This is a genomic window from Paenibacillus tabacirhizosphaerae, from assembly GCF_040812395.1.
Lineage (GTDB): Bacteria > Bacillota > Bacilli > Paenibacillales > NBRC-103111 > Paenibacillus_E.
Genome location: NZ_JBFNXH010000011.1, coordinates 145,424 through 168,670, shown reverse-complemented (window position 1 = coordinate 168,670; position 23,247 = coordinate 145,424). Strand labels below are relative to the sequence as shown.

Sequence of the window (23,247 nt, the reverse complement as noted above, 5' to 3'; positions counted from 1 at the left end):
GCGAAATGAATCAATTAATCGAATCGATGGAGCAGCGCCTGCTGGGGCAAAAGCTCAACATCCGGCTGCTGGTAACCGCTATGCTGGCTGGCGGCCATGTGCTGCTCGAAGGGGTGCCGGGTCTCGGCAAAACAAGAATGGCCCGCACACTGGCGGAGCTGTCCGGCGGCGAGTATCGCCGCATCCAATTTACGCCTGATTTGATGCCCGGCGACATCACCGGCAGTGTCATTTACCATATGCAGGATCAGAGCTTTACAACGATCAAGGGGCCGATTTTCACGAATGTGCTGCTAGCTGATGAAATCAATCGTTCTGGGCCGAAGACGCAAGCGGCGCTGCTCGAAGCGATGGAAGAACGGCAGGTGACGATTCAAGGGAACACGTATAAGCTTCCTGATCCGTTCTTTGTAGTCGCAACACAAAATCCAGTTGAATACGAAGGGACCTACCCGCTGCCCGAAGCGCAGCTCGACCGCTTCTTGTTTAAGCTGGTGCTGGATTATCCCGGCGAAGAAGCGGAGGTAGACATTCTGCGCCGACACGTGCCGTTTCGTCAGGAGCTGGAGCAATCGCTTCAGGCTGTATTCACGCCTGAGCGAATTGCCGAGGAGCAGCGAAAGTTGGCCGATATTGTCGTGGAGGAATCTCTCTACGTTTATATTGCTACGTTGATCCGCAAAACCCGCGAGTCCAAACGGATACAGCTCGGGGCAAGCCCGCGTGCGGGCATTGCCGTGCTAATGGCCAGCAAAGCGTGGGCGCTGCTGGAAGGGCGGACGTACGTCACGCCCGACGATATCAAGCTTGTCGCGCGACCGGCACTGAGGCACAGGCTGCTGCTAACGCCTCAAGCGGAATTGGAGGGCGGAACCAGTGACCACATCATCCAAGAGACGCTCGGCTCCATTCCGGTTCCTCGCTAAGCTTCTGCTGCAGGATTTCGTTCTGCCGACTAAGCGGTTTATCGCGCTTGTTATGGCGGGAGCGGCTGTCACCGTGCTGGGCTCCCTATATGGGGTCGGACTTCCTGTGTTCTGGAGCTACAATGCTCTGCTCGTGGTGCTGACATGCGTTGATTTGCTTCTCCTTCCCAAGCGCAGCACATGGACGATTCATCGGAAGCTTCCCGACCGGATGGATGTTAGATGCGGATTTGAAGTTGGTCTCGAGCTTCGTGCGAAGACCGGTCAATCCGTTCAAGTTGAGCTCAGTGACGACTTGCCTGCTGTGTTCAGTGCCGTCCGTAATTCGCTTGGCGGCAGGTTCGACGGAACGGAGGCATCTTTCTTTTATACGACGATGGCTCTCGAAAGAGGAAAGTATGTGCTGGCCCATGTCTACCTGCGCTATTGGGGCGGCTTGAGTTTGTGGAAAAAACAGGTGCAGCTGACGCAAGCAGATACGATCGATATTTATCCCGACCTCTCGCAGGTGCGAGGTGTACTCGGTGCTGCGCAGGATGCTTTGATTTTGGAAGGGCATCGGCTGTTCAAAAAGCAGCGCAGCGGTTCAGAGTTTCACTATATTCGTGATTATGTGCAGGGCGATGATATCCGGCACATCAATTGGAAAGCGACGGCTCGCACGACCAAGCTCATGACGAACCTTTACCAACCGGAAAAAGGGAAAATTGTTGCGCTGGTGCTCGATTGCGGCCGCCAAATGGGCATTGAGCTGGAGGGGCAAGTGAAGCTTGACCGTACGCTGGAGGCTGCTTTGACTTTGGCTGCTGTTGCCCTGAAACAGGGAGATCAAGTAGCTCTGCTCGCTTATTCGAACCGCGTGAAAGTGTACGTTCCCCCCGGCAAGGGACTCCTGCATCTTCAGGAATTAACCCGGGCCGTCTATGATTTGCGGACTGATTTCCTGGAGTCTAGCACAGGGATTGCGATGTCTCATGTGCTTCGTTTTCTGAAGAAGCGTTCGTTCGTCGTGCTTTTTTCAGATATGGAGAGCTATATGTATAATCATGAACTGTTGCTCTATGTAGAGAGGCTGCGCAAAAGCCACCAGGCGCTGCTGCTCTCGTTGCATGATCCGCTTCTGCATCAGTGGAGCCGCATTCGTGCGGAGGATAGCCGTCAAGCTTACAGGCAAAGCATCGCTCATAAATTCACATGGGAACGACATGCCTATGTAACGAAAATGGCCGGCCGAGGCATCCCGGTTATGGATGTCCCAGCCGACCAACTTACGCTAAGCGCGGTCAACGCATATTTGGATTTGAAATCTCGCGACGTACTCTAATGCCGTACACATAATATAGCGCAAGCAGCAGTAACGTGACTCCGGCTATCAGGTATTTAACCTCCAGGGAAAGTGTGGAAGGCGTAATGTAGCCTTCTATCAGTCCTGCAATTATGAAGAGAGGAATCGTGCCGATGAGCAGTTTAGCCGATTCTTTGGCCGATTCTAGAAAGCGCAGCTTTCTCGGAAACGGGCCGGGTACGAAGAAGCGGTATCCCATATATAACCCGGCTCCGCCTGCGATGAAAATAGCCGTCATTTCAATAATCCCGTGAGGTAAAATATAGGCCCAGAACACGTAGCTTTTCCCTGATTGCATGAATACCGCAGCCAATGCGCCTATGAGGAGTCCGTTGGTGATCATAAGGTAAACGGTGCCGATGCCAAGCGTGACTCCGCTGATGAAAGCGAGCACGGCGACTTTAATGTTATTCGTCATAATGGTGGTAGAGACGAGCGGGCTATGCAGATTCCCGCGGGGCTCTGCCGTTTTGGATGGATCGATGTTGTCCGCCATCCCTCCCGGCAGAATTAAATGAAGATTAAGCGGATCGTTCCAAACCGACAAGAAACCGAGCAGTCCGCCAAGCAAAAAAAGGAGAAGGGCAAAAGCGACAAACAGTATTCTCGCTTGGATAAGCGAGGGAAAGTAGTGGAGAAGAAATGTCTTCATCTGTGTGGTGCTTTTGTTGTTCTCTTTGTACATCGCATTGTGCGCTCCCGATACGAGATGATTCAGATAGATCGTCGTTTCATCCGCAGGACGGTGAGTCTGCATCGTTGCAAGGTGTGTCGTCGTTATTTTGTAAAGTTCGGCGAATCGGTTCAAATGGCTGGCTTGCAGCTTGTTTCTTCCTTTATTAAGCTGTGCGAGGAGCTGCTCAAGTTCGGTCCATTGTGGTTTGTTTTCTTTAATAAAGCGTGATATTTCCATGCGGGCCTCCTAAAAGTTTTGCTTTAGCAAAACTGGCATCGTAAGCAATACGCCTGATGATCCTGTATATTTTACCATAATTTTGAATCCGTGAGGAGATGCTATGAACGAGTCCTTGGATAAAGAACTGACGATCATTACCCCCGAGCAGGTGCAGCTGCAGTTTCAAACCGCGGGACTCGGCAGCAGGGCGCTGGCCCATTTGCTCGATGCTTTGATTTTACTGGTTTTCAACGGGGTCCTGCTAATCGCCATAGTTGGTGTAAGTCGGTTGTATACGGGAAATTGGATGCCGACCGTTGCTGACTATATAATTGTAATTATCCTTGTTTTATTTATTGTTGTGAATGTAGGCTACTTTGTTTGCACCGAAGCCTATATGGGCGGGCAAACCCCCGGCAAGAGAGTAACAGGGCTTCGTGTGCTTCAAAATAATGGGCAATCTGCGACAATATTATCGATTCTTATCCGTAATTTATTTCGGCTGCTGGATGTACTGCCTACTTCCTATTTTCTCGGAGCCGTTGCGATTTTTTTTACATCCAAGGACAAGCGGATCGGGGATATGGTGGCAGGAACGATTGTTGTTATTGAAGCCAGAAGCGAGCGGTTGAAACGCAGACGCCAGATCGATAAAGCGATAGCCAAGTGGAAATTCAAAATGTCTCCTGTAGAGCTTGATCCCTACATAAAGCAAACTGTGGCAGCTGAGGATTGGCAGCTTTTGCAGGCTTGGATCGAGCGGCTTCCGACTATGCATGCGGCAAGGCTGAAGCAGCTAGCTATACCGATTTCAGACCATTTTGCGAGAAAATTCGAGCATGATTGGCGTAGTGAGCGGCCCGATCCTTCCGCGTATTTAATTATGATTTATGAGCAGCTACGGAGTGATTGGGAGGTTTGATGCCAGGCAAAATAGGGGGCTGTGTGTGTGGGAACTACAGCCATTGTCGGGGCGCCGAAGATGATAATGGAAGCGACTATCTTCGAAGAGGAACTATCCGCTCTGGGACTGCGCTCCTTAATATACTCCGTCCTTCGCTAATCCTCGGGGATCGCGAAGAGTTCCGTTCAGCGAACTAGTAAGCGAGCTATCTTCAGGACAAATTGAAGATCTGGCTTCCGAGTAACGAGCAAAACATATAAGGAGGAGAAAAAATGGGGATCGCAGTTCTTTACGGGAGTTCCCGCAGACAGGGGAATTCAGACACGCTTGCCAATCAACTCGTTGGGGGGGCTGAAGCGGATCAGATTTATTTGTCCGATTATAACCTCCAAGCGATCGATGATTATCGGCATACGGAACGCGGAGCTTACCCGGATGATGACTACCAGATGCTGATAAACCGCATTCTGGAGCAGGATGTCCTCGTGTTTGCTACGCCGATTTATTGGTATGGAATGTCAGGTGTCATGAAAACGTTTGTTGACCGATGGTCGCAATCTTTAGTTGAAGATAGGGCGCACTTCAAAACGAAAATGTCCACGAAAACCGCTTATGTAATTGCAGTCGGGGATGATGAGCCGCAGGAAAAAGGGAAGCCGTTGATCCAGCAGTTTCAATATATTTTCGATTTCGCAGGTGTTACATTTGCGGGCTATATTCTTGGTAAAGGGAACAAGCCAGGTGAAATTTTGCAGGATACCGAGGCGCAAATCGCCGTGGAGAAATTAAGAGGAAGCTTGCATTCACGTTAAACTTGTTTGCAAATTTAAAGGGCAGTAGGAATCTCACACATTCCTGCTGCCCTTTTCCTATTCTTCTTGATCCGTATAGAGCACCCGCGCTAGCAGGTCCTGGTTGTAGTTGCCGAAATTTTGGCCATAGATGGTTAAGCCGCGTTTGTTTTTCGACTTATCGTCGACGGCCATCTTGAAGTTAATATCACTCTTATAATCCAGATTGATATCTGACAGCGTCACATCAGAGATGCGGCAGCCGTCAATGAAGCTGCCTTCTTCATTCACACGGATCAGTTTTAGCACGCCGTATTGATTGAGGTGCGGCGGCCACCAGTCCGGATTGAACGTGCCTCGCTTGTCACCGAAATCACCAGGGCTTGTCCAGAAGCCGATCTCTTGACCATTAATATAGAAATAAATATCGGATGGATAATTACTGCAAAAGCCTGGCGCCTCCGAGCTTAATTCCATGGAAAATTGAATTTCCTTAAATAATTGGTTCGGTTTTAAATAATTCGGTATCCGATATTCCAGGAAGCCTTCTGCGAGCCAGACAATTTGGGAATCGATTCGCTGCGGATCGGCAAAATATCTCGGATCATCGAAATCCCCGATAATACTGTCTTTCGTGGCAAGACCGCAGGTAGGCAGCGCTTGATAGTTGCTGTAGTGACCCACTTTGATGTTGACTTCGTACAGATTGTCGATATCTTTGCTGCGAAGATCAACCATAAGTTTTTCTTCATTCAGGTAGCAAATCTTTTGAAGACCATGCTTGCCTACGGCGGTATTAATTTCGATTAAACCGCTTTCTTCGAGCTTCTTGATATGCATGGTGATAGCGCCATTCGTCAATTGAAGCTTGGTAGCAATATCATTTAAGTTTAAACTTTGATTTTTGGCCAGAAGCTCAAGAATTTCGATTCGAATCTCTGAACTTAATGCTTTAAATATATTTAAACCAGAGCGGAGCTCTTTGATGTATATCATATGTCCTGTCTCCTTGTTTATTTTACATTTATTATAAATGATATACGTAAATTAATAAAGATAAAGGCTAAAATAATTGATTTTTGGCGGAAAACGAATTATTTATGTAAAACAAAAAGGGGAATTGGAAAAAAATATAACTTTTTATATGACAAATTATTTCTCAGAAGCGTAATGTGAGCATGATATCTATTATTTTATATAAATGTGAAAGAGATAGTATGTCACGATACATCATTTTAAAGTGTCAACTTATCAATTAAGCGGTTTAAATTGGAAAAATGTAGTATTTAAAGCTTTCGTAAGCGCATTCAAATTAGTGTTGACAAATAAAAAAGAGGATTGTAATATGAAAACATAAATTGTTTTAGATAAATATGAAACGATTTAGATGAAGCAAATAGTTGATTGGGGGAATTTAAACATGCGCAAGACGACATTTAAAGTATTAACGGTTGCTATGGCTTCGATGTTAGCGCTTACGGCGTGCAGCAAGTCAGAAGATAAACCGGCAGCTAGCTCTCCGGCAGGAACGAATAGCCCAAGTGCAACGACAGGTACGGCAGCCGCTGGAAAACCAACTAAAGTTGTTTTCTGGACGTTCAATGAGCTTCATTCTAAGTACTACCAAGGTATGGCTGAGAAATGGAATAAGCAGCACCCTGAAAAACCGATTGAATTTGAAGGTAATGTATTCCCATATGATGATGAACATAATAAATTGCTGGTTGCCCTGCAAACAGGCGTCGGCGCTCCAGATATGGCAGACATTGAGATCAGTAAATTCGCCAACTATTTGAAAGGTACGCCTCAACTTGTTCCATTGAACGATATCATTGAGCCTGAAATGAAGAACCTCGTTAAATCGCGTTTCGATATTTATGCTAAAGATGGTAAATACTATGGAATTGACTATCATGTAGGTGCTTCCGTTATCTACTACAATAAAGAAATTCTCGACAAAGCCGGTGTGAATCCGGACAATATCAAAACTTGGGATGACTTCCGTACAGCCGGTAAAACCGTTCTTGAGAAAACGGGCAAGCCGATGACGACGGTAGAAGCAACTGAGCAATGGTCGATGTGGCCGTTGATTGCGCAGCAGGATTCCGATCTTCTGGGTAAAGACGGCAGCGTCACGCTGGACAGCGAGAAAAACATCAAAACCATGACATACCTGCAAAATCTGGTGAAAGATAAAATTGCGGTTCCGGCTCCAGGCGGATTCCACCATGCTGAAGAGTACTACGCTTTCATGAATAAAGGCGGCGCAGCTTCGATCTGGATGCCAATGTGGTACATGGGCCGTTTCACCGATTATATGCCTGAACTTAAAGGCAAAATCGTCATTAAGCCAATGCCGGCTTGGGAAGCAGGCGGTGCGCGCTCAGCAGGTATGGGCGGTACTGGAACGGTCATCACGCAGCAATCCAAGGTTCAAGATGTAATGAAACAGTTCCTTGCCTATGCGAAGCTGTCCAAAGAGGGCGCTATCGAGATCTGGAAACAGCTTGGCTTTGACCCTATCCGTTCAGACGTATGGAATGACCCTGCGCTGAAAGAGAAAAATAAATTCACCGAATACTTCGGCGAAAACATTTTCGATACGCTTAACACAGTAAAGGATGAGATCAAACCGGTTAATATTGGCGAGAAAACGCCTGCTATCATTGATGCGGTGAAACGTTCCGCCGAGTTCAAAATTATTAACGACCTGGAAGATCCGGCTAAAGTGTTGAAAGCTGTTGCTGAAGAAGTTCGCAAGCAATAATCATATATTCATTTTAATCATCACTAGCCTTGCAGCTTGCCAGGCTAGTGATTGTTTCACAGAAAGGAGGAAACGTGATGGATCAACAAGCCGCACTTACGGCAGTAGCTTCAAAACGGTCTAAACGAACAAGTCTGCTATATTCAAAGAAAACCGCACCCTATATTTTTGTTCTTCCTTTTCTGATCACGTTCCTGGTCTTTTTTGCTTATCCCGTTCTATCTACGGTTCAGATGAGCTTTCAGGAGATTTTGCCTGGAGCCACGAAGTATATCGGATTAAAAAATTATGAGAAATTGCTAAATGCCCATTTCTACAGAGCTATTTTTAACAGTTTCCTATATACGGTGTTAACGTTAGTGGTATTAATTCCATTTCCGCTTGTGTTTGCGGTATTTTTGAATGCCAAGATGATGATTTTCAAAAATTTCTTCCGTTCCACCCTGTTTGTTCCCGCACTGGTTTCTGCGGTTGTAGCAGGTACAATTTTCCGCATGCTGTTCGGGGAATTGGAAAATTCCTTCGTTAACTCCGTTCTGGGCGTATTCGGCGTAGGGAAGATGAAATGGCTGGGCAGCGCGCAGTTCGGCATGATTACACTGGTGCTGCTGGCTACTTGGCGCTGGCTTGGGGTCAATATCATATACTTCCTGTCCGGTTTGCAAAATATTCCGACGGAACTGTATGAATCCGCGGAAATTGACGGGGCGACAACGTGGACCAAGTTCACGCGCATTACGGTTCCGCTGCTTAAACCTGTAACGATCTATGTGCTTACGATTAGTGTATTCGGCGGTTTATCCATGTTTATCGAAAGCTACATGCTGTGGAGCGGTAACCGATCGCCTAATGATATCGGTCTTACCATGGTTGGGTACATTTATCAAAAGGGTATTGAGCAAAACGATTTCGGTATGGGTTCAGCAATTGGACTCACTTTATTGGCCATAACACTACTACTAAATATGATCCAATTGAAATTTTTTGGATTGTTCAATAAGGAGGACTAACAAGTGGATAATAAGAGATCACTTACTTTTTCTTCCGTAATGATGGTGTTGTTATTCATTGTTGTTGCGATCCTGGTCCTCCTGCCCTTCTATGCGATCACGCTTGCATCCTTTAAGCCGGCCAATATGGTGATCAGCCAAGGACTTACCTTCCGCATTCAGCCGGAATTGTTAACGATGGATAACTACACCTCATTGTTTACGAAATCGGCGCAAACGTACTTTACTTGGTTCAAGAATAGTATTGTTATCACGATTTTCGGTACGATTGTGACGCTGTTTTTCTCATCTGCCGTTGGGTATGGGCTCGCGATGTATAATTTCCGGTTTAAAAATGTCGTGTTCACCATGATTCTATTGATGATGATGGTTCCTCTGGAAATTATTATGCTTCCGCTTTATAAACTCATCATTAATTTCAAAATGATCGATTCGTACTGGGGCGTTATTTTGCCTTTTGTCGTCGCTCCGCTCCCGGTGTTCTTCTTCCGTCAGTATGCCAGCGGGTTGTCCAAAGAGTTTATGGATGCGGGACGTATTGATGGTTGCACGGAATATGGCATCTTCTACCGCATTTTTGTTCCTTTAATGGTTCCTGCCTTTGGCGCGATGACGATTCTTCAAGCACTGGGCAACTGGAATAACTTCCTCTGGCCATCACTGGTGCTGCGTACGAAAGAAATGATTACACTTCCGATTGGTCTAAGTTCTCTCATTACGCCTTACGGCAATAATTATCAAATTTTGCTTGCTGGTTGTGTACTTGCTGTTCTGCCGATCTTGATTCTTTTTATTTTCTTCCAAAGATACTTCATTTCCGGTCTTACTGTCGGCGGTGTTAAAGGCTAACGGATGAGACATCGCGAAGGTTGCGGTAAACTGGCGTGTGTACTTCTGGCAAAGGAGACACGCATTATGTATTTTCAACCGATGTGAAAGCGTCGGGCAGATTTGAAGGAAGTCATTCTATGATAAAGAAGAGAGTGGAATCATACATGAGAGAGAGAACAGTGGGTACAGCCGAAACATTCGTAAATCCAATTATTGAGCAGCGGGCTGATCCGTGGGTGTATAAGCATACGGACGGCTATTACTATTTCACCGCATCCGTACCTGAATATGATCGAATTGAAGTGCGCAGAGCAAGGGGGATTCAAGAGCTTGCTGCCGCAGAGCCTGTTACCGTATGGAAAAAATATGAGAGTGGTCCCATGAGCGCTAATATTTGGGCACCTGAAATTCATTATATACATGGCAAGTGGTATATCTATTTCGCGGCGGCGCGGACGACAGAGACCAATAACGGGTTGTTCGATCATCGCATGTTCGTTCTTGAAAATGGTTCTGAGAATCCTTTAGAAGGCGATTGGGTGGAGAAGGGGCAAATTCGCACGGACTGGGAGTCGTTCGCCCTCGACGCAACTCAATTTGAACATCGTGGCGTTCACTATCTGGTATGGGCGCAAAAAGACCCTGACATCTTCGGTAATTCGAATCTGTACATGGCTCCGCTCCAGAACCCATGGACGATTCTGGGCAAACAAGTCATGATTGCGCGACCTGAGCATGACTGGGAAATTATCGGCTTTCATGTAAATGAAGGCGCGGCTGTCATTAAAAAGAACGGCAAAATCTTTATCAGCTACTCCGCCAGCGCGACAGACTTTAACTATGCGATGGGCTTGCTGAGTGCTTCGGAAGATAGCGATTTGCTGGACCCTGGTTCGTGGACGAAAAACCCGACGCCTGTGTTCACCACCAATGAGTCTACTGGGCAGTATGGTCCAGGCCATAACAGCTTCACGGTGTCGAGTGACGGATCCGAGGATATTTTCGTTTACCATGCCCGTAATTACAAGGAAATTGTTGGGGATCCGCTTTATGATCCGAACCGCCACATGCGCGCGCAGCGTCTTGGCTGGCATGAGGATGGGACGCCGAATTTCGGTATCCCGGCGGCAGATGGGGAAGCCGTGTAATTCGGCGCACAAATAGATAAGCAGCACTCTCGCAAGCAGGTCGAGGGTGCTGTTTTTTTCTGCTTCTAGGGAAGCGGGCAGGTTGCATTGGCAGGCGAAGACCGTTACATTAGAAAAGGACATATGTCCTATTTGTTAAAGGCAGTTATTCCTTAGACTGTTTGAAGGGCAGTTTCCTGCCGGAAATTGCTGAAGCGGAGGGCTTATCTTGCAAAAAATTAACGATGCTGAGGCGATTCAGACGTTTGTGCGAAGGAACCATTTGGGTGATAAATTTGGACCGCAGGTCGTGGAAGCGATGGAGCTTCGCGTCTATGCCGATAGAGAAATGGTCTGTTTGATGGGGGAAATGCTGGACGGCTTGTATGTGCTCGTATCCGGCAAACTGAAAATTCATACGCTGCTCCCAAATGGCAAAACGATGCTGCTCCGCTTCTCCAGACCGCCATCCTTAATTGGGGACGTCGAATGGACGGCGCAGTATCCGGTCAAAAACAACGTAGAAGCTGTAGGCGAATGTTCGGTTCTTGTCATAAGCAGGGAGCTGATTATGGAGAAGGAAGCGAACAACCCGGCGTTTCTCTGGTTTATGATTCAGAATTTGAGCCATAAGTTGTATACACTTGGCAATGCATCGGCGATGAATTTGCTATATCCGGTGGAGAACCGGTTCGCCAGCTATTTGCTTTCACTGTTTTCGCAGGAAAACAGCAGCGAGCAGGCGGAGGAAATACGCACGTCTACATTGACGGAAACAGCGGAAATGCTCGGAACCAGCTACCGGCACTTGAATCGCGTGATCAATCGCCTGATTCAAGAAGGTGTGTTGGTCAGGAAGAAAGGCCGGCTTCTTGTGCTGAATGAGGCAAGATTACGAGAACTGGCGGGCAATCATTTGTACAACTAGACGGATCATTGAAAGGTAAAGGTCATTCATGAAGTCAACTCAATTACTGCGAACGTATAACTTTTTGTATTTTGCGCTCTTGGCGATGTTCGTCTCTTTTCTGCCGGTTTACTTGGATGCGCAGGGACTTCCTGCGACGAAGATCGGACTCATTATTGGAACGGGAGGCATTATTACGATCTTCGCCCAACCTATGTGGGGCATGATTAGCGACCGTACGAAAACGATTAAAAAGATCATGCTGCTCCTGTTGGCCTGTTCCTCCGTAACGGGGTACTTTTTGTATGCTTCAGGCAGTTTTATTGTTCTTCTTCTCTTTGCCATGCTCTTGTATTCCTTCCTGATGCCTCTGGATCCGTTAACGGAAAGCCTTAATTTCCAAACGGCTGAGGCCAGTGGGGTGAGCTACGGCTCGATTCGCACATTCGGCGCATTCGGGTATGCGGTGACGTCGCTTGCTGTCGGTTATGCCATGCTTTATTTCGGTGTTCATAGCTTGGCGCTTATGTTCGCGGGCATTGGAGTGATCAGCATGCTGGTTTGTCTCGGTTTGCCGGATGCGCCAGTAACCGGGAAGCCAGTTACGCTGAGAAGCTTGCGGGACTTTCTGGGACATCGCGAAACGGTCTGGTTTTTGATTCTGATATTTGTTTCTGCCGTGCCTCAGCGCATTAACGATACGTATCTTGGCGTATATATTCGGAAATTGGGCGGAACGGCCGATCTGGTAGGTCAAGCTTGGTTTCTTGCAGCGGGAAGCGAGATCCTCGTATTCGCTTTGAGCTTCTGGTGGCTGCGCAAGGGCAAAGAGATGATTATCATCGCGTTTGCCAGCATTTTTTATGTGATCCGCTTCCTTCTCTCGGCCTGGATTACGGATCCTCATTGGCTGACGTATATACAACTGCTGCAAATCTTTACATTTCCGATTTTTTATTCGGCGGCCATTCAGTACCTGTACCGAATCGTCCCTGAGGAGTGGAAAGCTACAGGCCAGACGGTGCTTGCCTTGCTTTTCTTTGGTGTTTCGGGCATTGTGGCTTCCTACCTAGGCGGATGGGTTTATGAAGCTTTAGGCGCCAGCACCTTATATGTCCTGATTTCATGCATGTCCTTTGTAGGCTTGCTGCTCAGCTTCGTCCTTCATCGCATTTATGGGAAGAAAGAGATTGAAATAACGGAAGCATCATAGGTAGGAGGTTGTCGAGGTGGAGATTCGCCGGATCGGAAACGAAGAGGTTTATGAGGCCTATAACCTGATGATGGACGTTGTGTCGCGTCTTTCCTCAGGAGCGATATTCGCAATGGACGATGTAGAGTACCTGCATGCTCATGTAGAGAACGAAGGCGAAATATATGGTGCTTTTCTGGATGGGAGGATGGTCGCTTATACCGTACTGGCGTTCCCAGGCCTCAAAGCGGGCAATCTCGGCAGGGAGTTCGGGGTGCCGGACGATGAACTGAATCGGGTCGCGGTGCTTGACGCTACAGTGGTGCATGAATCCGTACGCGGGCGAGGCTTGCAGCGCCGTTTCCATGAACTCCGGGAAGAGCGCGCCCGGGCGAGCGGCTGCTTATATCTGTACGCCACCGTTCATCCCGATAATCATGTCAGCAGGCGGAACTTAGAAGCCGCAGGCTTGGAACATCAATTTACTCGTCCTATGTATGGCGGCCTTCCGAGGCACTGTTATGCCAAGCGGTTAGATGAATAGGTGCAGCGCAAGAATAAGAAAACCAACGAAAAAAGAAGCAAAAGCCCGCTCATGAAGGGTTCTTGCTTCTTTTTGTTTTCGTCCAATTAGACCAGGCGGTAATCGTCTGTTTTTTCTCCGTCTTCCCAAATTTCTACGAAAAGCGCATCGCAATTTTCAAAATCGGAGGGATTCAGCGAGAGCGCTTTTTCCTCATCCGTGCCTACAAACACATTTTCCATACCGTCCTCGTTGAACGACAGAATGACATATATTTTCATAATTTAGAACCTCCATAGGCTGATTCTTTGCATTATAGCATAGTAGATATACCTGGAATCAAGCATCCTGTTAGTTCCAATACCCGTATAATCACTCACTGGCTGCCTACCTTTAAATTCTGCATAATGAAGACCATATAAGGCTTTATAAGAAAAAGGAGGCGCTACTATGCGTGCAGTTGTTATTCCTCAATTTGGAGATTTTCAAGTTCTTGCTTTAAAGGATGTTGCCATCCCTGATCCAGGTCCGTATGAGATCACAATCGATGTTGCTTACGCCGGGGTCAATTACGCCGAGGTTCTTTTTCGAAAAGGGGTTGTTTCTAATCTGCCCCTGCCGTTTGTTCCAGGCATCGAGGTATCCGGGACCATTCGGGCATTAGGTGAGCGGGTCACTGGTTTCCGTGTAGGGCAGCTCGTTGCGGCCTTATCCATTGGAGAAGGAGGCGGGTATGCGGAGGTCGTCAAAGTCCCATCGCAGTTCGTCTTTCCGCTTGACGAAGTAAAAGAGTCAGCCTTGGATCTTGCTGCTGCCGCTGCATTCCCGTCGAACGTAACAACGGCATACTTGATCGTTTCCGAGGTGTCCCGCATGCGGCAAGGAGAAACAGTGCTCGTGCATGCAGCCGCCGGAGGGGTCGGAAGCGCCTTGGGGCAAATAGCCCGAAAACTCGGGGCAGGTTGTGTGATGGGAACCGTTTGCAGCAAAGATAAAATCGAATATGCCAAGAGTCTTGGATACGACGCTGTTTTCCTCAGGGACGGCCATGAGCAATCGGTCATGGAGCTTACCAGAGGCCAGGGGGTCGACATCGTTGTTGATCCGGTTGGCGGCAGCATGCGGAAGACAGCACTTCAGGTACTCAAGCCCTTTGGCCGATTAGTAGCTATGGGGAATGCCAGTGACGCCGAAGACGTCCAACAATCCATTAACGAGTTGTGGTTTACGAGCAAAGCCGTGCTTGGTTTTAATTTACAACAAATGAGCGTTTACGCCCCAGATCTCATTTCGGAAGCTGCGCGCAAGGCGTTGTCCCTTGTGGTACGAGGAGACATCCGGGTCGATGTAACGGATATTTTGGAATTGCAGGAGGCGGGGGAGGCTCACCGCCGGATTGAAGAGCGAATAACAACAGGCAAGCTGGTGCTGAAAGTAAGGCAGTGAAAAGAGGATTGCCCTCGTTTAGTGCTGGATCAGAGATTGTAATTTTTCACTGGTGCCTGTTCCCTCAACCGGGATATACACGCAGCAATGCGCGTTGGTGTTGCCGTTAATTTGTGAAAAAGAATTAACGGTAAAGTTCAGCAATCCCGCTTGTGGGTGGTTGAAGCAAAGCGTCTTTATCGTCTTCTCCGTAATGTCATGGGTAGACCAAAGCTCCCGAAACTCGGGGCTTGCGCCGATTAATCGATCGATTAGCCTGCGAAACGTCAAATCGTTCAGACTCTTTTCATAGCGTCCGCGAAGCACAGCAGCTGTATATTGGGCATATGCCTCCCAATCCAAGATAGATTTGCGCAGCGCCTCATGGGTGAAAACAAGCCAAGCCATGGACCGGTCTTCAGGAGCCAAAGAAGGAAAATCGCAAATAACTTGGCATGCCGACGCATTCCAACTTAGAACCTCTGTACGATCCGTTGCAATAAAAGCTGGATATTGAATCTGGTGGACTATTTTTTCAATATCCGGCGACATGATCTGGGCGGAAGAAGGAGCACTTGGCACATCCATGTTAGCCAGGTGGAGCACATGCTGGTGTTCGTTCTCACTTAACCGAAGCGCCCTGGCTATACTGTCCAATACTTGCCTTGATGGCGTCACGGCCCTCCCTTGCTCCAGCCACGTATACCATGTGGTGCTGACATGGGCGAGTTGCGCCACTTCCTCCCGTCTAAGGCCGGGAGTTCTTCTTTTTCCGTAACCAAACGGAAGCCCTGCTTCAGAAGGGCTCAATTTCTCTCGGCGAGATTTCAGGAATTCCCCCAACAGTTGTGCTTTTTGTTTTTCCAAAGACATGGGAATATCCCCCGTTTCCTCTCATAAATCCTGAAATCCAAAATGCTGTTTGGCCAGCTCTTTGAACGTAGCGCGATCAATCTGTTCCTTTTTTGACTCGCCATGAATCCATTGAGTGAAGGATGTATCAGTTAATGTGATATTGCCATCCTTATTCAGCCTCGTTATCAGCGGAGTTTTATTAAATCGTGAATCTTTGTGCTGGGAGACGAGTTGCTGGACTTCGTTTGCTTCAGATAAATCTTCCAAAGGCCGCCTTGTATCAAACACATAGCCTAGTTTCCAATCTGTATCTTTGTAGGAGAGTTTCATTTCAAGGATATAGTCCCCATGCTCAATGTCTGTTGCTCTGATTCGAAATTCCCCGTTGTACGACGAGGTCGTTTCTCCATTTAGCGGTACAGGTTTTAGCGGCAGGTTTCCTCCAAATCCTGTATCGACCAAGTACGTGTGCCCTTCGTGCTGCAAAAGAATCGTAACATGGGTTCTCCCGAGATTCGACCAGCCGTTCGTATCATGATTGTAGACATCTCCGCGTATTAACCGCGCATGAAACCCGTTTTCGATCAAGAAAAGGTAAAGCAGCGGATTCAATTGATAGCATAGGCCGCCTTCGCCGTTTAAAAGAATTTTGTCAACCAAATGTTCTTTGGTTATCGTGCTTGTTCGATTTGAAATGATGTTTAAGTTTTCGAAAGGGAAGGTCGTTGCTGTTTTTTCAAGCAAGCTATCTAAATCCTCGAAGGTTAGTTTTTCGTTTTCCGGCATGCCGAGTCGTTTACGAAATAATCTATTCAAATCACTCATTAGGAAGATTTCACCCCGCTTTTGGAAAAAAAGGCACGCGTTTCGCTGCGTATTTGTTTGGACAACGCGGTATCCAGCTCTTCATTCAACCAGGTCAGCGTTTTGCCGCGCAGGAAAATGCGCATATGGTCTTCCGCTTCGAGCATAACTGAGTTGATCAGGCAGGAAGGAGTGCCTGAAGAACACGCATCGTGTTCTTTGTCCCGATAGAGGTAGCCGTTCGCGATAATATTTTTGCATTGAAAGATGGGGGTAGCCCCCTCAACGGCTTCGATAACATCCCAAAAGGAGATATCATCCGGAGACTTTGCCAGTTTATAGCCGCCCTTTACACCCGGTACGGAGCTTACGATGCCGGCTTTTGTTAATTTGCTGAAAATTTTGGAGAGATAGGTCTCGGAAACGCCTTGAAAAGCGGAAAGTTCCTTTATGCCAATGGTAGCGTCATGTGGGATATCAATTAAATAAACAAGGCAATGTAGCGTATATTCAACACCAATACTGTACTGCACGCAAACACCTGCTTTCTGGTTGAAAACGTTGTTAGTAATCATCTTAGGGAGATTTGTTTTTCTTGTCAAACATGGTAATTTCCTGTGCAGCCTGCGATCCATAAATGGCATTGACAGGATAAAAGCTAAGGGATATATTATGGATATAATATATCGTCGATTATAATTGTCGTCAATAAGATGGCGATATATGATCTTTAAAAGGAGAGAATAAACATGGAAAATCGGATGCTTGTTATTAATGCCCATCCCAAAGTTGAATCTGCATCATCTGTGAGCTTGAATGTTTTGAATCACTTTAAGCATGTTTACAAGGAACTGAATCCCAATGAGACCATCGATCAAGTCAATCTTTATGGAGAAGAGATTCCTTCGATCGATCAGACAGTGTTAAGCGCATTGGGGAAATTGGCGAATGGCGAACAACTTGTTGAGGAAGAGAAGCGGGTTACTGAGAGGATGTCTGAGGTATTGCAGCAATTTAAACGAGCAAACAAGTATGTCATTGTGATGCCGCTGCATAACTTCAATGTTCCATCGAAGCTGAAAGATTACATGGACAACATTTTAATTGCCCGCGAGACATTCAAATACACTGAGAATGGATCGGTGGGACTGCTGAAGGATGGCCGCAGCGTACTTGTAATTCAAGGAAGCGGGGCGGTGTACACCAATAATGATTGGTATACGGAGGTTGAGTACTCGCATAAATACCTTAAATCGATGTTTAATTTCATGGGGCTTGAAGATTATCAACTCATTCGAGTTCAAGGCAGTGCTGTTCTGGATCGCGACGAACTATTGAAAAAAGCCTATGGCGAAGCAGAAGCCGCTGCTGCGCATTTGTCCACAAAGTATGTTTAAATTTTTTGCAGAATTAAAGCGTTAGGGATGCCCATTCTAACGGAGAGCATATGTCGTCAGGTATGTGTGTGTGACGAGCTCGCGGAGCGGAGGGATTCCGCATGTATCGTGTGGCACGAGCATTTGGCAGGATGGACGCAGAAGATCCGGAAGTGCCACAGCAGTTTGGAGTATAGAAGTACCGCCACGATCTGCGATAGATCGTCTTTTTGCACGGGTGAGCGGAACGTAGGTGCGTTAAGAGGCGGTATTTTCGGTTGTAGGGACGTTTCGCGGAACTACAGTACTTTATGAGCAGGAAATGCTGGGTTTCAGGCACAGTTTTGCTCATTTAACGCACCACAGTTCCGCTTCAGGGGGAGAAAAGGGACGTTGCCGTGGAATAAGGCATCGTAGTTCCGTGGATATCGCTGTGCATGGTGAATAGGCGATCCAGCAGTACCTCCTCCGTTCTCTTGCGAAGCTTGCGGAGGCGAAATGTACCCGGGATTTTACAGGGGTGTTCATGGATAGGAATACCGGTTGGAAGACAGGTTAGTTAAAAAAGAAGTGGAAGGCAGCACAGAGTAGAACAGAAGTGGGTATGGGTATGGGTATGGGTATGGGTTTAGTTTTCTTAAATTACACTTTACATTTGCCTGCTTCCCCGACCCACTTCCTCGACGATTGCCCTAACCCCTTCATCGATTTGCTCAAGATGCGCGCGTGAAATGCTGATCCGCAAAAATTTTTCCCGATTCAGGTAACTGGATAAATAAAATCCTTTCCCGGGCACGACGCTAATTTTTCTTGTCAAAAGACGCTTGACCAGCCGTTCCATGTTGACCGTTTGCGGCAGCTTAAACTGCATATAAACGCCTGAACTGACACCTGATGCTTGGATCAATCCTTCATCGTTATACCGCTGCAATGTCTCATTCAACGCGCAAATTCGTGCCGCGTATTGGCTGTATATTTTGTGCTTGTGCCGCTCGTACATGCCGTTTTTGATATACACGTCGAGCGCTGCCTGGGATAGAAGCGAGGTGTCGGGGTACATTTTGTAAGTGCGAAACGTCTCCAGCAATCGTTCCGGCAGCACGGCAGCTCCCAATCGCAACCCGGGAAAAATGATCTTCGAAAAGCTCTTCAAATAAACGACATGCGAAGTGAGGCTGTAAGCGTAAATGGGATCGAAGCTCCGGTCTTCGCCCAAATCAGCCATGTAATCGTCCTCTACGACATACACGTTGTATTTGGTGGCCAAAGCGGCGATCGCCTTCCTCTCCTCCGTACTGTACGAGGTGCCTAGCGGATTGTGGTATCTCGACATCGTATAAAAAAACTTGATGCCGCCGCTTTTGAATTCCCCCTCCAACTCCTGCAAATTAATGCCTGCCGCTGTGCGCTCGATTCCGCGAACCGGTATACCCTCAGCTTCAAGAAAACGCAAATAAACATCGTAGCTCGGCTGTTCGACCAAAATGACGGAGTTGCCGCTCGGAAACGGCATCTTTGCCAAAATTTCCAACGCCTGCTGTGCGCCTGAAGTGACGACAATCCGCTCCGCTTGGGTAAACACTTGATCGCTGGCCAAATGGGAAGCAAGCGTGTGGCGCAGCTTGTCCAGCCCTTGCGGGTCGCCATATGTGAACAGGTTGTATTTGTAGGTATCGATTGCTTTGTTCAAGCAATGCTGGAAATCCAAATACGGAAATACGTTCAAATCCGGCGACGCCGAAGCGAAATCGATCAGTTTGCTTTCCTTGCGGCTGTGCGAATCTCCGTGCTTTTCGACGACGTAAAAGCCGCTTTGCGAGATCGAATAAATCGCATGGCGCTTCTCCAGCTCTGTGTATGCCCGAGTGATTGTACTGATGCTGCATGCGTACAGCTTCGCGGCGCTGCGGACGGAGGGCAGCTTTTGGCCCGGACAGTACTTACCATCCAAGATTTTTTGCTCCATATCGGAAAGAATGGACATATATTTGTTCACGCCGTTCCCCCTGTTCTAGTCAATTTAGGATGGATGTTTACGATAGGCGGAAGGCGCCATGCCGCTCCATTTGCGGAATTGCTTGGAGAAATACAGCGCGTCATTGAATCCGACCGAAGAGGCCACTTGATCGATGGTCATGGACGTGGCCAGCAACTGCTTTCCTCGCTCCATCCGGATTTTGAATAAATATTGCATCGGGGATAAGCCTGTGGATTTCTTGAACATTTTGCATAGATACGTACGATGGTAGCCCAACATATGAGCCAGTTCGTCAATGGAGACAGGCTGCGTGTACTGAAGCTCCAGATAACGAATCGCTTGTCCCACCTGCCGGTCAATCTCCGTTTCGCTCGCCGGTTTCACCATAAGCCGCTGACGATTGGCCTGCCCAAGCTCGCTTAGCAGGAGGCGAAGCCAGCCGCTGGCTTCCATATCTTCTAGCATCGGAAAGTCCGACTGCTGAAAGCAGGACCGAATCCGCCGATAACGGTGGCGAATAGAGCGGGGGCTGCTCCCTGAAATGACGGCATGCTCGGGGGTAACACCGATAGACGAAAGCATGGTTCCCGCCGAGCGGCCGACAAAAGCCACCCAGGCATACTGCCAGGGCCGGTCTTCATCTGCGATATAGCTGAAGAGCTCTCCAGGGAAAATGACGAACGTATCTCCCGCGGAGCAAGAATAGGTGCGCCCCCCTATTTCGAATGTTCCCTTGCCTGAGAGAACGGTATGAATGAGATAGTAATCGTGCACCGCAGGGCCCATTTTATGGAGAGGAATGGGTTGCCCTTCCCCGCTGAAAAGCACGGAGATTTCGGTATTGCTCGTCAAGGGGTTGATCATGACCGTAAAGTAGGTGTGGTCAGGATTCATAGGGTCACCTCCGAGGTGTTGATCTTTCAAGGGTACATTAAGAAACTACAAATGTCCATATTGGTGTTCGTTCAATCCGTATGCACGGAAGTGACCCTGAGCTATAGTGAAATGGAGGATATACAAGACTTTATGAAGGAGATGGTTCCATGTCCAAGATTACTTTTATAGGGGCAGGCAGTACCGTTTTTGCCAAAAACGTACTGGGTGATTGCATGCTTACTCCTCGGCTGAACTCTCCATGGATGACATTGTCGCGATGTGCGACGATCTGATCGACGCGCATGGGAAGTGGCTGCCGGAATATCGCTAGCGTTAAGATGAAAAAAGAAGGTCATTTGGATATGCGCTGCATACCCATGACCTTCTTTCGTTTTAACCGCCAAATGCGTTGCGGAACGCATGGCCCAGCACTTCCAGCTCGACGTTCCACAGAGGAGCAATGTCCGGACCGACATGCTCGTCAAACCAATCGGCCAGCACCTTGCGATTGCTTCCGTTCTCAACGATGAAAGGGAGGTTCAGCATCACCTTTTTCACATAAAGCTCTTCAGCTTCCGCCATTTGTTCAGGCGAGATCCATACTTTCAAGCGCTTGACGGTTCGGTACAGCTCTTTGCTGCACGCTCTGCGAATCCCGCGTGCGCTGGGAAACTGCTGCTTATGCTTTTCGTTCGCTTTATTAGTCAGCATCGCCGTATCTACGCTCCTCTCTATGCTATGTGTATGCATAGAAAGGGCGGAGAGCTACTGGCGAAGCCTTCGGAAGGCGCCCAAGTTGGGTAAAGGCGGATAACGGAGCTGCTTGGCTTAGCCCTACGGTGTGGCTAATCCACGACGATATAGCCGATCATGGGACCGCTGTGTGCGATATCGGCGTGCGTCATACAGATGAGGCGGTACGTGCCTTCCTCCTGCGGGGTAAAGGAGACGATCGTTTCCTTCCCTTTTTTGACCTCCCCGCTGATGTTCAGTCCTTCAATGAAGAACGGGTGGCTCTCGCCGTTTACACCGTAGATGCTGAGCTTGACCTTCTCCCCTTTATGCAGGACGACTGTACCTGGATCCCAGCGGTACGCTTCAATCGTTTTCCCGTCTGCGGTCGTCGATTTGAACTCGCCGGTAACTAAATGGATCGTTCTTTCCACAGCCGGTTCGGCTAGTGCAGGAAGAATCCGTCCCCGGTTCATATACAGCAAGCTGGAGAGGACGAGGAGCAGCGCGGCTGCTGCGAGGAAAAGATGCGTGCGTTTGATTATAATAATTTTGGACATAGCGGGTCCACCTCCTGTACAAGGGTCTTGTACATCTTATGCGGAGGCTTGTCAGCGCATGATTTTAAAATTTACTTCCAAATTGACTTTTAAATTCGAAAATCTCATCAACAGCTTGATGATACCCACCTGATTTTACAAAGGATTCCTTGATAGTTGTAACAGCTTCCTTGAAAGATGAGAGGTTTAACACCTGATCCACGGCTTCACGCAGCCCATTTGCTGTCAAGTCTTGCATTTGTAATTTAATGCCCGCTCCGATATTGGCGACTTGCCCGGCAATAATCGGCTGGTCCGCGCTTTGTGGGATTACAACCAGCGGAACCCCGTAATAGAGACCTTCGTTGGTACTGTTCATTCCACCATGTGTAATAAATAATTTAGTGTATTGCAGGACATCCGTTTGTGGAACATAATTTTTTACGATGAAGTTTTCAGGAATTTCCCCTAAATCAGAAACTTCGGTTTTGCTCCCAATAGACATGACAATCGTATGATCCGTGTTCTCGAATGCCTCAAAACAAAGCTTATAGAAATCAATTGCTCGATTAAAGACTGTACCCAGCGAAATGTAAATGGGGTTTTTCCCCTCGATTGCAGTAAAGTCGAAGTTTTCTTGAGTTAATCGTGAAGAGATGGATGGACCTACAAATTTATAAGTTTGGTCGAATGCTTCTCCATAAGGTTGAAACTCCCTTGTTGTATAAACGATTGTAAGTGGTGCAGGATTACAAAACACTTCGTAAGGAGAATGGATCTCCACATCATATTTTTCCTGCACCATTGCCGCCAGGCTTTGAAATTTATCGTTGATAGATTTAACTATTTCTGCAGGGGCCCTCAAGGAAAGGTTTTCCAACATTTTATCGAATGATTTTTTTGTCTGCGCAAAAGAAGTACAAGAGTTGATTGCAGGAAGCTTAAGAATTTGGGCAAGCAAACGTCCACAACCAAACATGGAATCATGGATGATGTAATCAAAATGCTCCCCTTCGATCTGTTCAAGAATGCTTGGTATGATTATATCTGCCGTAAGTAAAAGACCGTTGACTCTTTCGAGTAAATGATCTCTTCCGCCTGAGATAAAGGCTTGCATAAATTTTTGATCGTCAAATGTTCGTACTGAAGCTCCCGTCTTCTCAATACGCTCCCGAAAAGCTTCTACAGAAAAGTACACCACCTCTTCTCCACGCGAAATAAGCTCTTGCACAACGCCAATAGTTGGATTGATATGTCCCTCTGATCCACTACTAATAAATAAAACACGCGCCATTTCTATCACTCCTTAGGTATACTGTTCTCTAAATTGTGTAAAGGGGCACTGTCCATACCATCGCTCAAATTAAACAATGGATTCAAGTTAATCATAGTACAATACTTGAAAATCTCAAAGTTCTAATCCAAATTTTTCCTGTATTTTGCC

24 protein-coding genes and 1 pseudogene are annotated in these 23,247 nt (G+C 47.4%); 14 read left to right on the top strand and 11 right to left on the bottom strand.

Annotated features, from left to right (window positions below; genetic code table 11):
• The first annotated feature begins 5 nt into the window (after positions 1-5).
• Together ABRS97_RS19350 and ABRS97_RS19345 are read left to right on the top strand one after the other, a co-directional pair.
• Positions 6-926, top strand: coding sequence for an AAA family ATPase (locus tag ABRS97_RS19350; protein ID WP_367816422.1), 921 nt, complete (start codon positions 6-8; stop codon positions 924-926).
• Positions 877-2,250, top strand: a complete 1,374-nt coding sequence (locus tag ABRS97_RS19345) for a DUF58 domain-containing protein (protein WP_367816424.1) — start codon at positions 877-879, stop codon at positions 2,248-2,250. The genes ABRS97_RS19350 and ABRS97_RS19345 overlap by 50 nt, the downstream gene beginning before the upstream one ends.
• On the opposite strand, the gene ABRS97_RS19340 is transcribed toward ABRS97_RS19345, so the two are convergent.
• Entirely contained in the window at positions 2,210-3,184 is a 975-nt protein-coding gene (locus ABRS97_RS19340) for a stage II sporulation protein M (RefSeq protein ID WP_367816426.1), read from the bottom strand. The two genes, ABRS97_RS19345 and ABRS97_RS19340, sit on opposite strands and share 41 nt — an antisense overlap.
• 103 nt (positions 3,185-3,287) lie before the next feature.
• Between ABRS97_RS19340 and ABRS97_RS19335 the strand changes: the two genes are divergently transcribed.
• Both ABRS97_RS19335 and ABRS97_RS19330 read left to right on the top strand, forming a co-directional pair.
• Positions 3,288-4,088, top strand: coding sequence for an RDD family protein (locus tag ABRS97_RS19335; RefSeq protein ID WP_367816428.1), 801 nt, complete (start codon positions 3,288-3,290; stop codon positions 4,086-4,088).
• Positions 4,089-4,342: 254 nt separating this feature from the next.
• Complete coding sequence (locus ABRS97_RS19330; protein ID WP_367816430.1) at positions 4,343-4,882, top strand: flavodoxin family protein; 540 nt, start codon at positions 4,343-4,345, stop codon at positions 4,880-4,882.
• Between the two features lie 57 nt (positions 4,883-4,939).
• Here ABRS97_RS19330 and ABRS97_RS19325 read toward each other — a convergent pair whose 3' ends face one another.
• Complete coding sequence (locus tag ABRS97_RS19325) at positions 4,940-5,857, bottom strand: ArsR/SmtB family transcription factor (protein WP_367816431.1); 918 nt, start codon at positions 5,855-5,857, stop codon at positions 4,940-4,942.
• Positions 5,858-6,281: 424 nt separating this feature from the next.
• Here ABRS97_RS19325 and ABRS97_RS19320 point away from each other — a divergent pair, with 424 nt between their 5' ends.
• The 7 genes from ABRS97_RS19320 (at position 6,282) to ABRS97_RS19290 (ending at position 13,239) form a co-directional block, all read left to right on the top strand.
• Positions 6,282-7,628 (top strand): ABC transporter substrate-binding protein, encoded by a 1,347-nt coding sequence (locus tag ABRS97_RS19320; protein WP_367816432.1) that lies wholly within the window; start codon positions 6,282-6,284, stop codon positions 7,626-7,628.
• A 77-nt stretch (positions 7,629-7,705) separates the two neighbouring features.
• A complete protein-coding gene (locus tag ABRS97_RS19315; RefSeq protein WP_367816434.1) occupies positions 7,706-8,638 on the top strand; it encodes a carbohydrate ABC transporter permease in 933 nt (310 codons plus the stop codon).
• 39 nt (positions 8,639-8,677) lie between these two features.
• The gene (locus ABRS97_RS19310) at positions 8,678-9,487 is read left to right on the top strand and encodes a carbohydrate ABC transporter permease (RefSeq protein WP_367816695.1); all 810 of its coding nucleotides are present in this window, start codon (positions 8,678-8,680) and stop codon (positions 9,485-9,487) included.
• Between the two features lie 146 nt (positions 9,488-9,633).
• Positions 9,634-10,617 carry a glycoside hydrolase family 43 protein gene (locus ABRS97_RS19305; RefSeq protein ID WP_367816436.1) on the top strand — a complete coding sequence of 328 codons (984 nt, stop codon included), beginning with the start codon at positions 9,634-9,636 and terminating at the stop codon, positions 10,615-10,617.
• Between the two features lie 208 nt (positions 10,618-10,825).
• Entirely contained in the window at positions 10,826-11,524 is a 699-nt protein-coding gene (locus tag ABRS97_RS19300; protein WP_367816438.1) for a Crp/Fnr family transcriptional regulator, read from the top strand.
• 28 nt (positions 11,525-11,552) lie between these two features.
• A complete protein-coding gene (locus ABRS97_RS19295) occupies positions 11,553-12,716 on the top strand; it encodes an MFS transporter (protein ID WP_367816439.1) in 1,164 nt (387 codons plus the stop codon).
• A 16-nt stretch (positions 12,717-12,732) separates the two neighbouring features.
• Positions 12,733-13,239 (top strand): GNAT family N-acetyltransferase, encoded by a 507-nt coding sequence (locus ABRS97_RS19290; RefSeq protein WP_367816440.1) that lies wholly within the window; start codon positions 12,733-12,735, stop codon positions 13,237-13,239.
• Between the two features lie 86 nt (positions 13,240-13,325).
• Here the strand turns inward: ABRS97_RS19290 and ABRS97_RS19285 are convergent, their stop codons facing one another.
• Positions 13,326-13,499 carry a hypothetical protein gene (locus ABRS97_RS19285; RefSeq protein WP_367816442.1) on the bottom strand — a complete coding sequence of 58 codons (174 nt, stop codon included), beginning with the start codon at positions 13,497-13,499 and terminating at the stop codon, positions 13,326-13,328.
• A gap of 169 nt (positions 13,500-13,668) precedes the next feature.
• Here ABRS97_RS19285 and ABRS97_RS19280 point away from each other — a divergent pair, with 169 nt between their 5' ends.
• Positions 13,669-14,664 (top strand): quinone oxidoreductase family protein, encoded by a 996-nt coding sequence (locus tag ABRS97_RS19280; RefSeq protein ID WP_367816444.1) that lies wholly within the window; start codon positions 13,669-13,671, stop codon positions 14,662-14,664.
• An 18-nt stretch (positions 14,665-14,682) separates the two neighbouring features.
• On the opposite strand, the gene ABRS97_RS19275 is transcribed toward ABRS97_RS19280, so the two are convergent.
• Genes ABRS97_RS19275 through ABRS97_RS19265 form a run of 3 tightly spaced genes read right to left on the bottom strand, consistent with a single transcriptional unit; the run spans position 14,683 to position 16,835 of the window.
• Positions 14,683-15,516, bottom strand: a complete 834-nt coding sequence (locus ABRS97_RS19275; protein WP_367816445.1) for a helix-turn-helix transcriptional regulator — start codon at positions 15,514-15,516, stop codon at positions 14,683-14,685.
• A 21-nt stretch (positions 15,517-15,537) separates the two neighbouring features.
• On the bottom strand, positions 15,538-16,323 hold the full coding sequence (locus ABRS97_RS19270; RefSeq protein WP_367816447.1) for an arylamine N-acetyltransferase family protein: 786 nt from the start codon (positions 16,321-16,323) through the stop codon (positions 15,538-15,540).
• Positions 16,323-16,835 (bottom strand): RrF2 family transcriptional regulator, encoded by a 513-nt coding sequence (locus ABRS97_RS19265; RefSeq protein WP_367816697.1) that lies wholly within the window; start codon positions 16,833-16,835, stop codon positions 16,323-16,325. The genes ABRS97_RS19270 and ABRS97_RS19265 overlap by 1 nt, the downstream gene beginning before the upstream one ends.
• Before the next feature lie 216 nt (positions 16,836-17,051).
• Here ABRS97_RS19265 and ABRS97_RS19260 point away from each other — a divergent pair, with 216 nt between their 5' ends.
• Positions 17,052-17,699, top strand: a complete 648-nt coding sequence (locus ABRS97_RS19260; RefSeq protein WP_367816448.1) for an FMN-dependent NADH-azoreductase — start codon at positions 17,052-17,054, stop codon at positions 17,697-17,699.
• A 628-nt stretch (positions 17,700-18,327) separates the two neighbouring features.
• Here ABRS97_RS19260 and ABRS97_RS19255 read toward each other — a convergent pair.
• Both ABRS97_RS19255 and ABRS97_RS19250 read right to left on the bottom strand, forming a co-directional pair.
• Positions 18,328-19,674 carry an aminotransferase-like domain-containing protein gene (locus ABRS97_RS19255; protein WP_367816450.1) on the bottom strand — a complete coding sequence of 449 codons (1,347 nt, stop codon included), beginning with the start codon at positions 19,672-19,674 and terminating at the stop codon, positions 18,328-18,330.
• Between the two features lie 24 nt (positions 19,675-19,698).
• A complete protein-coding gene (locus ABRS97_RS19250; RefSeq protein WP_367816452.1) occupies positions 19,699-20,550 on the bottom strand; it encodes an AraC family transcriptional regulator in 852 nt (283 codons plus the stop codon).
• A gap of 149 nt (positions 20,551-20,699) precedes the next feature.
• Between ABRS97_RS19250 and ABRS97_RS19245 the strand changes: the two are divergent.
• Positions 20,700-20,786: pseudogene (locus ABRS97_RS19245) on the top strand (family 4 glycosyl hydrolase); the annotation flags it as partial.
• A 139-nt stretch (positions 20,787-20,925) separates the two neighbouring features.
• Here the strand turns inward: ABRS97_RS19245 and ABRS97_RS19240 are convergent.
• The 3 genes from ABRS97_RS19240 to ABRS97_RS19230 form a co-directional block, all read right to left on the bottom strand.
• Positions 20,926-21,243: a dehydrogenase gene (locus ABRS97_RS19240; protein ID WP_367816454.1), complete on the bottom strand. Its 318-nt coding sequence runs from the start codon at positions 21,241-21,243 to the stop codon at positions 20,926-20,928.
• A 134-nt stretch (positions 21,244-21,377) separates the two neighbouring features.
• On the bottom strand, positions 21,378-21,824 hold the full coding sequence (locus ABRS97_RS19235; RefSeq protein ID WP_367816456.1) for a cupredoxin domain-containing protein: 447 nt from the start codon (positions 21,822-21,824) through the stop codon (positions 21,378-21,380).
• 64 nt (positions 21,825-21,888) lie between these two features.
• Positions 21,889-23,097 (bottom strand): macrolide family glycosyltransferase, encoded by a 1,209-nt coding sequence (locus ABRS97_RS19230; RefSeq protein WP_367816457.1) that lies wholly within the window; start codon positions 23,095-23,097, stop codon positions 21,889-21,891.
• Between the last annotated feature and the right edge of the window lie 150 nt (positions 23,098-23,247).

What these genes read in the sequence shown, in the direction of transcription:
- ABRS97_RS19350 (WP_367816422.1), top strand. Translation starts at nt 6, where the DNA reads ATGAATCAATTAATCGAATCGATGGAGCAGCGCCTGCTGGGGCAAAAG.
- ABRS97_RS19340 (WP_367816426.1), bottom strand. Translation starts at nt 3,184, where the DNA reads ATGGAAATATCACGCTTTATTAAAGAAAACAAACCACAATGGACCGAA.
- ABRS97_RS19335 (WP_367816428.1), top strand. Translation starts at nt 3,288, where the DNA reads ATGAACGAGTCCTTGGATAAAGAACTGACGATCATTACCCCCGAGCAG.
- ABRS97_RS19330 (WP_367816430.1), top strand. Translation starts at nt 4,343, where the DNA reads ATGGGGATCGCAGTTCTTTACGGGAGTTCCCGCAGACAGGGGAATTCA.
- ABRS97_RS19325 (WP_367816431.1), bottom strand. Translation starts at nt 5,857, where the DNA reads ATGATATACATCAAAGAGCTCCGCTCTGGTTTAAATATATTTAAAGCA.
- ABRS97_RS19320 (WP_367816432.1), top strand. Translation starts at nt 6,282, where the DNA reads ATGCGCAAGACGACATTTAAAGTATTAACGGTTGCTATGGCTTCGATG.
- ABRS97_RS19315 (WP_367816434.1), top strand. Translation starts at nt 7,706, where the DNA reads ATGGATCAACAAGCCGCACTTACGGCAGTAGCTTCAAAACGGTCTAAA.
- ABRS97_RS19310 (WP_367816695.1), top strand. Translation starts at nt 8,678, where the DNA reads ATGATGGTGTTGTTATTCATTGTTGTTGCGATCCTGGTCCTCCTGCCC.
- ABRS97_RS19305 (WP_367816436.1), top strand. Translation starts at nt 9,634, where the DNA reads ATGAGAGAGAGAACAGTGGGTACAGCCGAAACATTCGTAAATCCAATT.
- ABRS97_RS19295 (WP_367816439.1), top strand. Translation starts at nt 11,553, where the DNA reads ATGAAGTCAACTCAATTACTGCGAACGTATAACTTTTTGTATTTTGCG.
- ABRS97_RS19285 (WP_367816442.1), bottom strand. Translation starts at nt 13,499, where the DNA reads ATGAAAATATATGTCATTCTGTCGTTCAACGAGGACGGTATGGAAAAT.
- ABRS97_RS19280 (WP_367816444.1), top strand. Translation starts at nt 13,669, where the DNA reads ATGCGTGCAGTTGTTATTCCTCAATTTGGAGATTTTCAAGTTCTTGCT.
- ABRS97_RS19275 (WP_367816445.1), bottom strand. Translation starts at nt 15,516, where the DNA reads ATGTCTTTGGAAAAACAAAAAGCACAACTGTTGGGGGAATTCCTGAAA.
- ABRS97_RS19270 (WP_367816447.1), bottom strand. Translation starts at nt 16,323, where the DNA reads ATGAGTGATTTGAATAGATTATTTCGTAAACGACTCGGCATGCCGGAA.
- ABRS97_RS19260 (WP_367816448.1), top strand. Translation starts at nt 17,052, where the DNA reads ATGGAAAATCGGATGCTTGTTATTAATGCCCATCCCAAAGTTGAATCT.
- ABRS97_RS19250 (WP_367816452.1), bottom strand. Translation starts at nt 20,550, where the DNA reads ATGAATCCTGACCACACCTACTTTACGGTCATGATCAACCCCTTGACG.
- ABRS97_RS19240 (WP_367816454.1), bottom strand. Translation starts at nt 21,243, where the DNA reads ATGCTGACTAATAAAGCGAACGAAAAGCATAAGCAGCAGTTTCCCAGC.
- ABRS97_RS19235 (WP_367816456.1), bottom strand. Translation starts at nt 21,824, where the DNA reads ATGTCCAAAATTATTATAATCAAACGCACGCATCTTTTCCTCGCAGCA.
- ABRS97_RS19230 (WP_367816457.1), bottom strand. Translation starts at nt 23,097, where the DNA reads ATGGCGCGTGTTTTATTTATTAGTAGTGGATCAGAGGGACATATCAAT.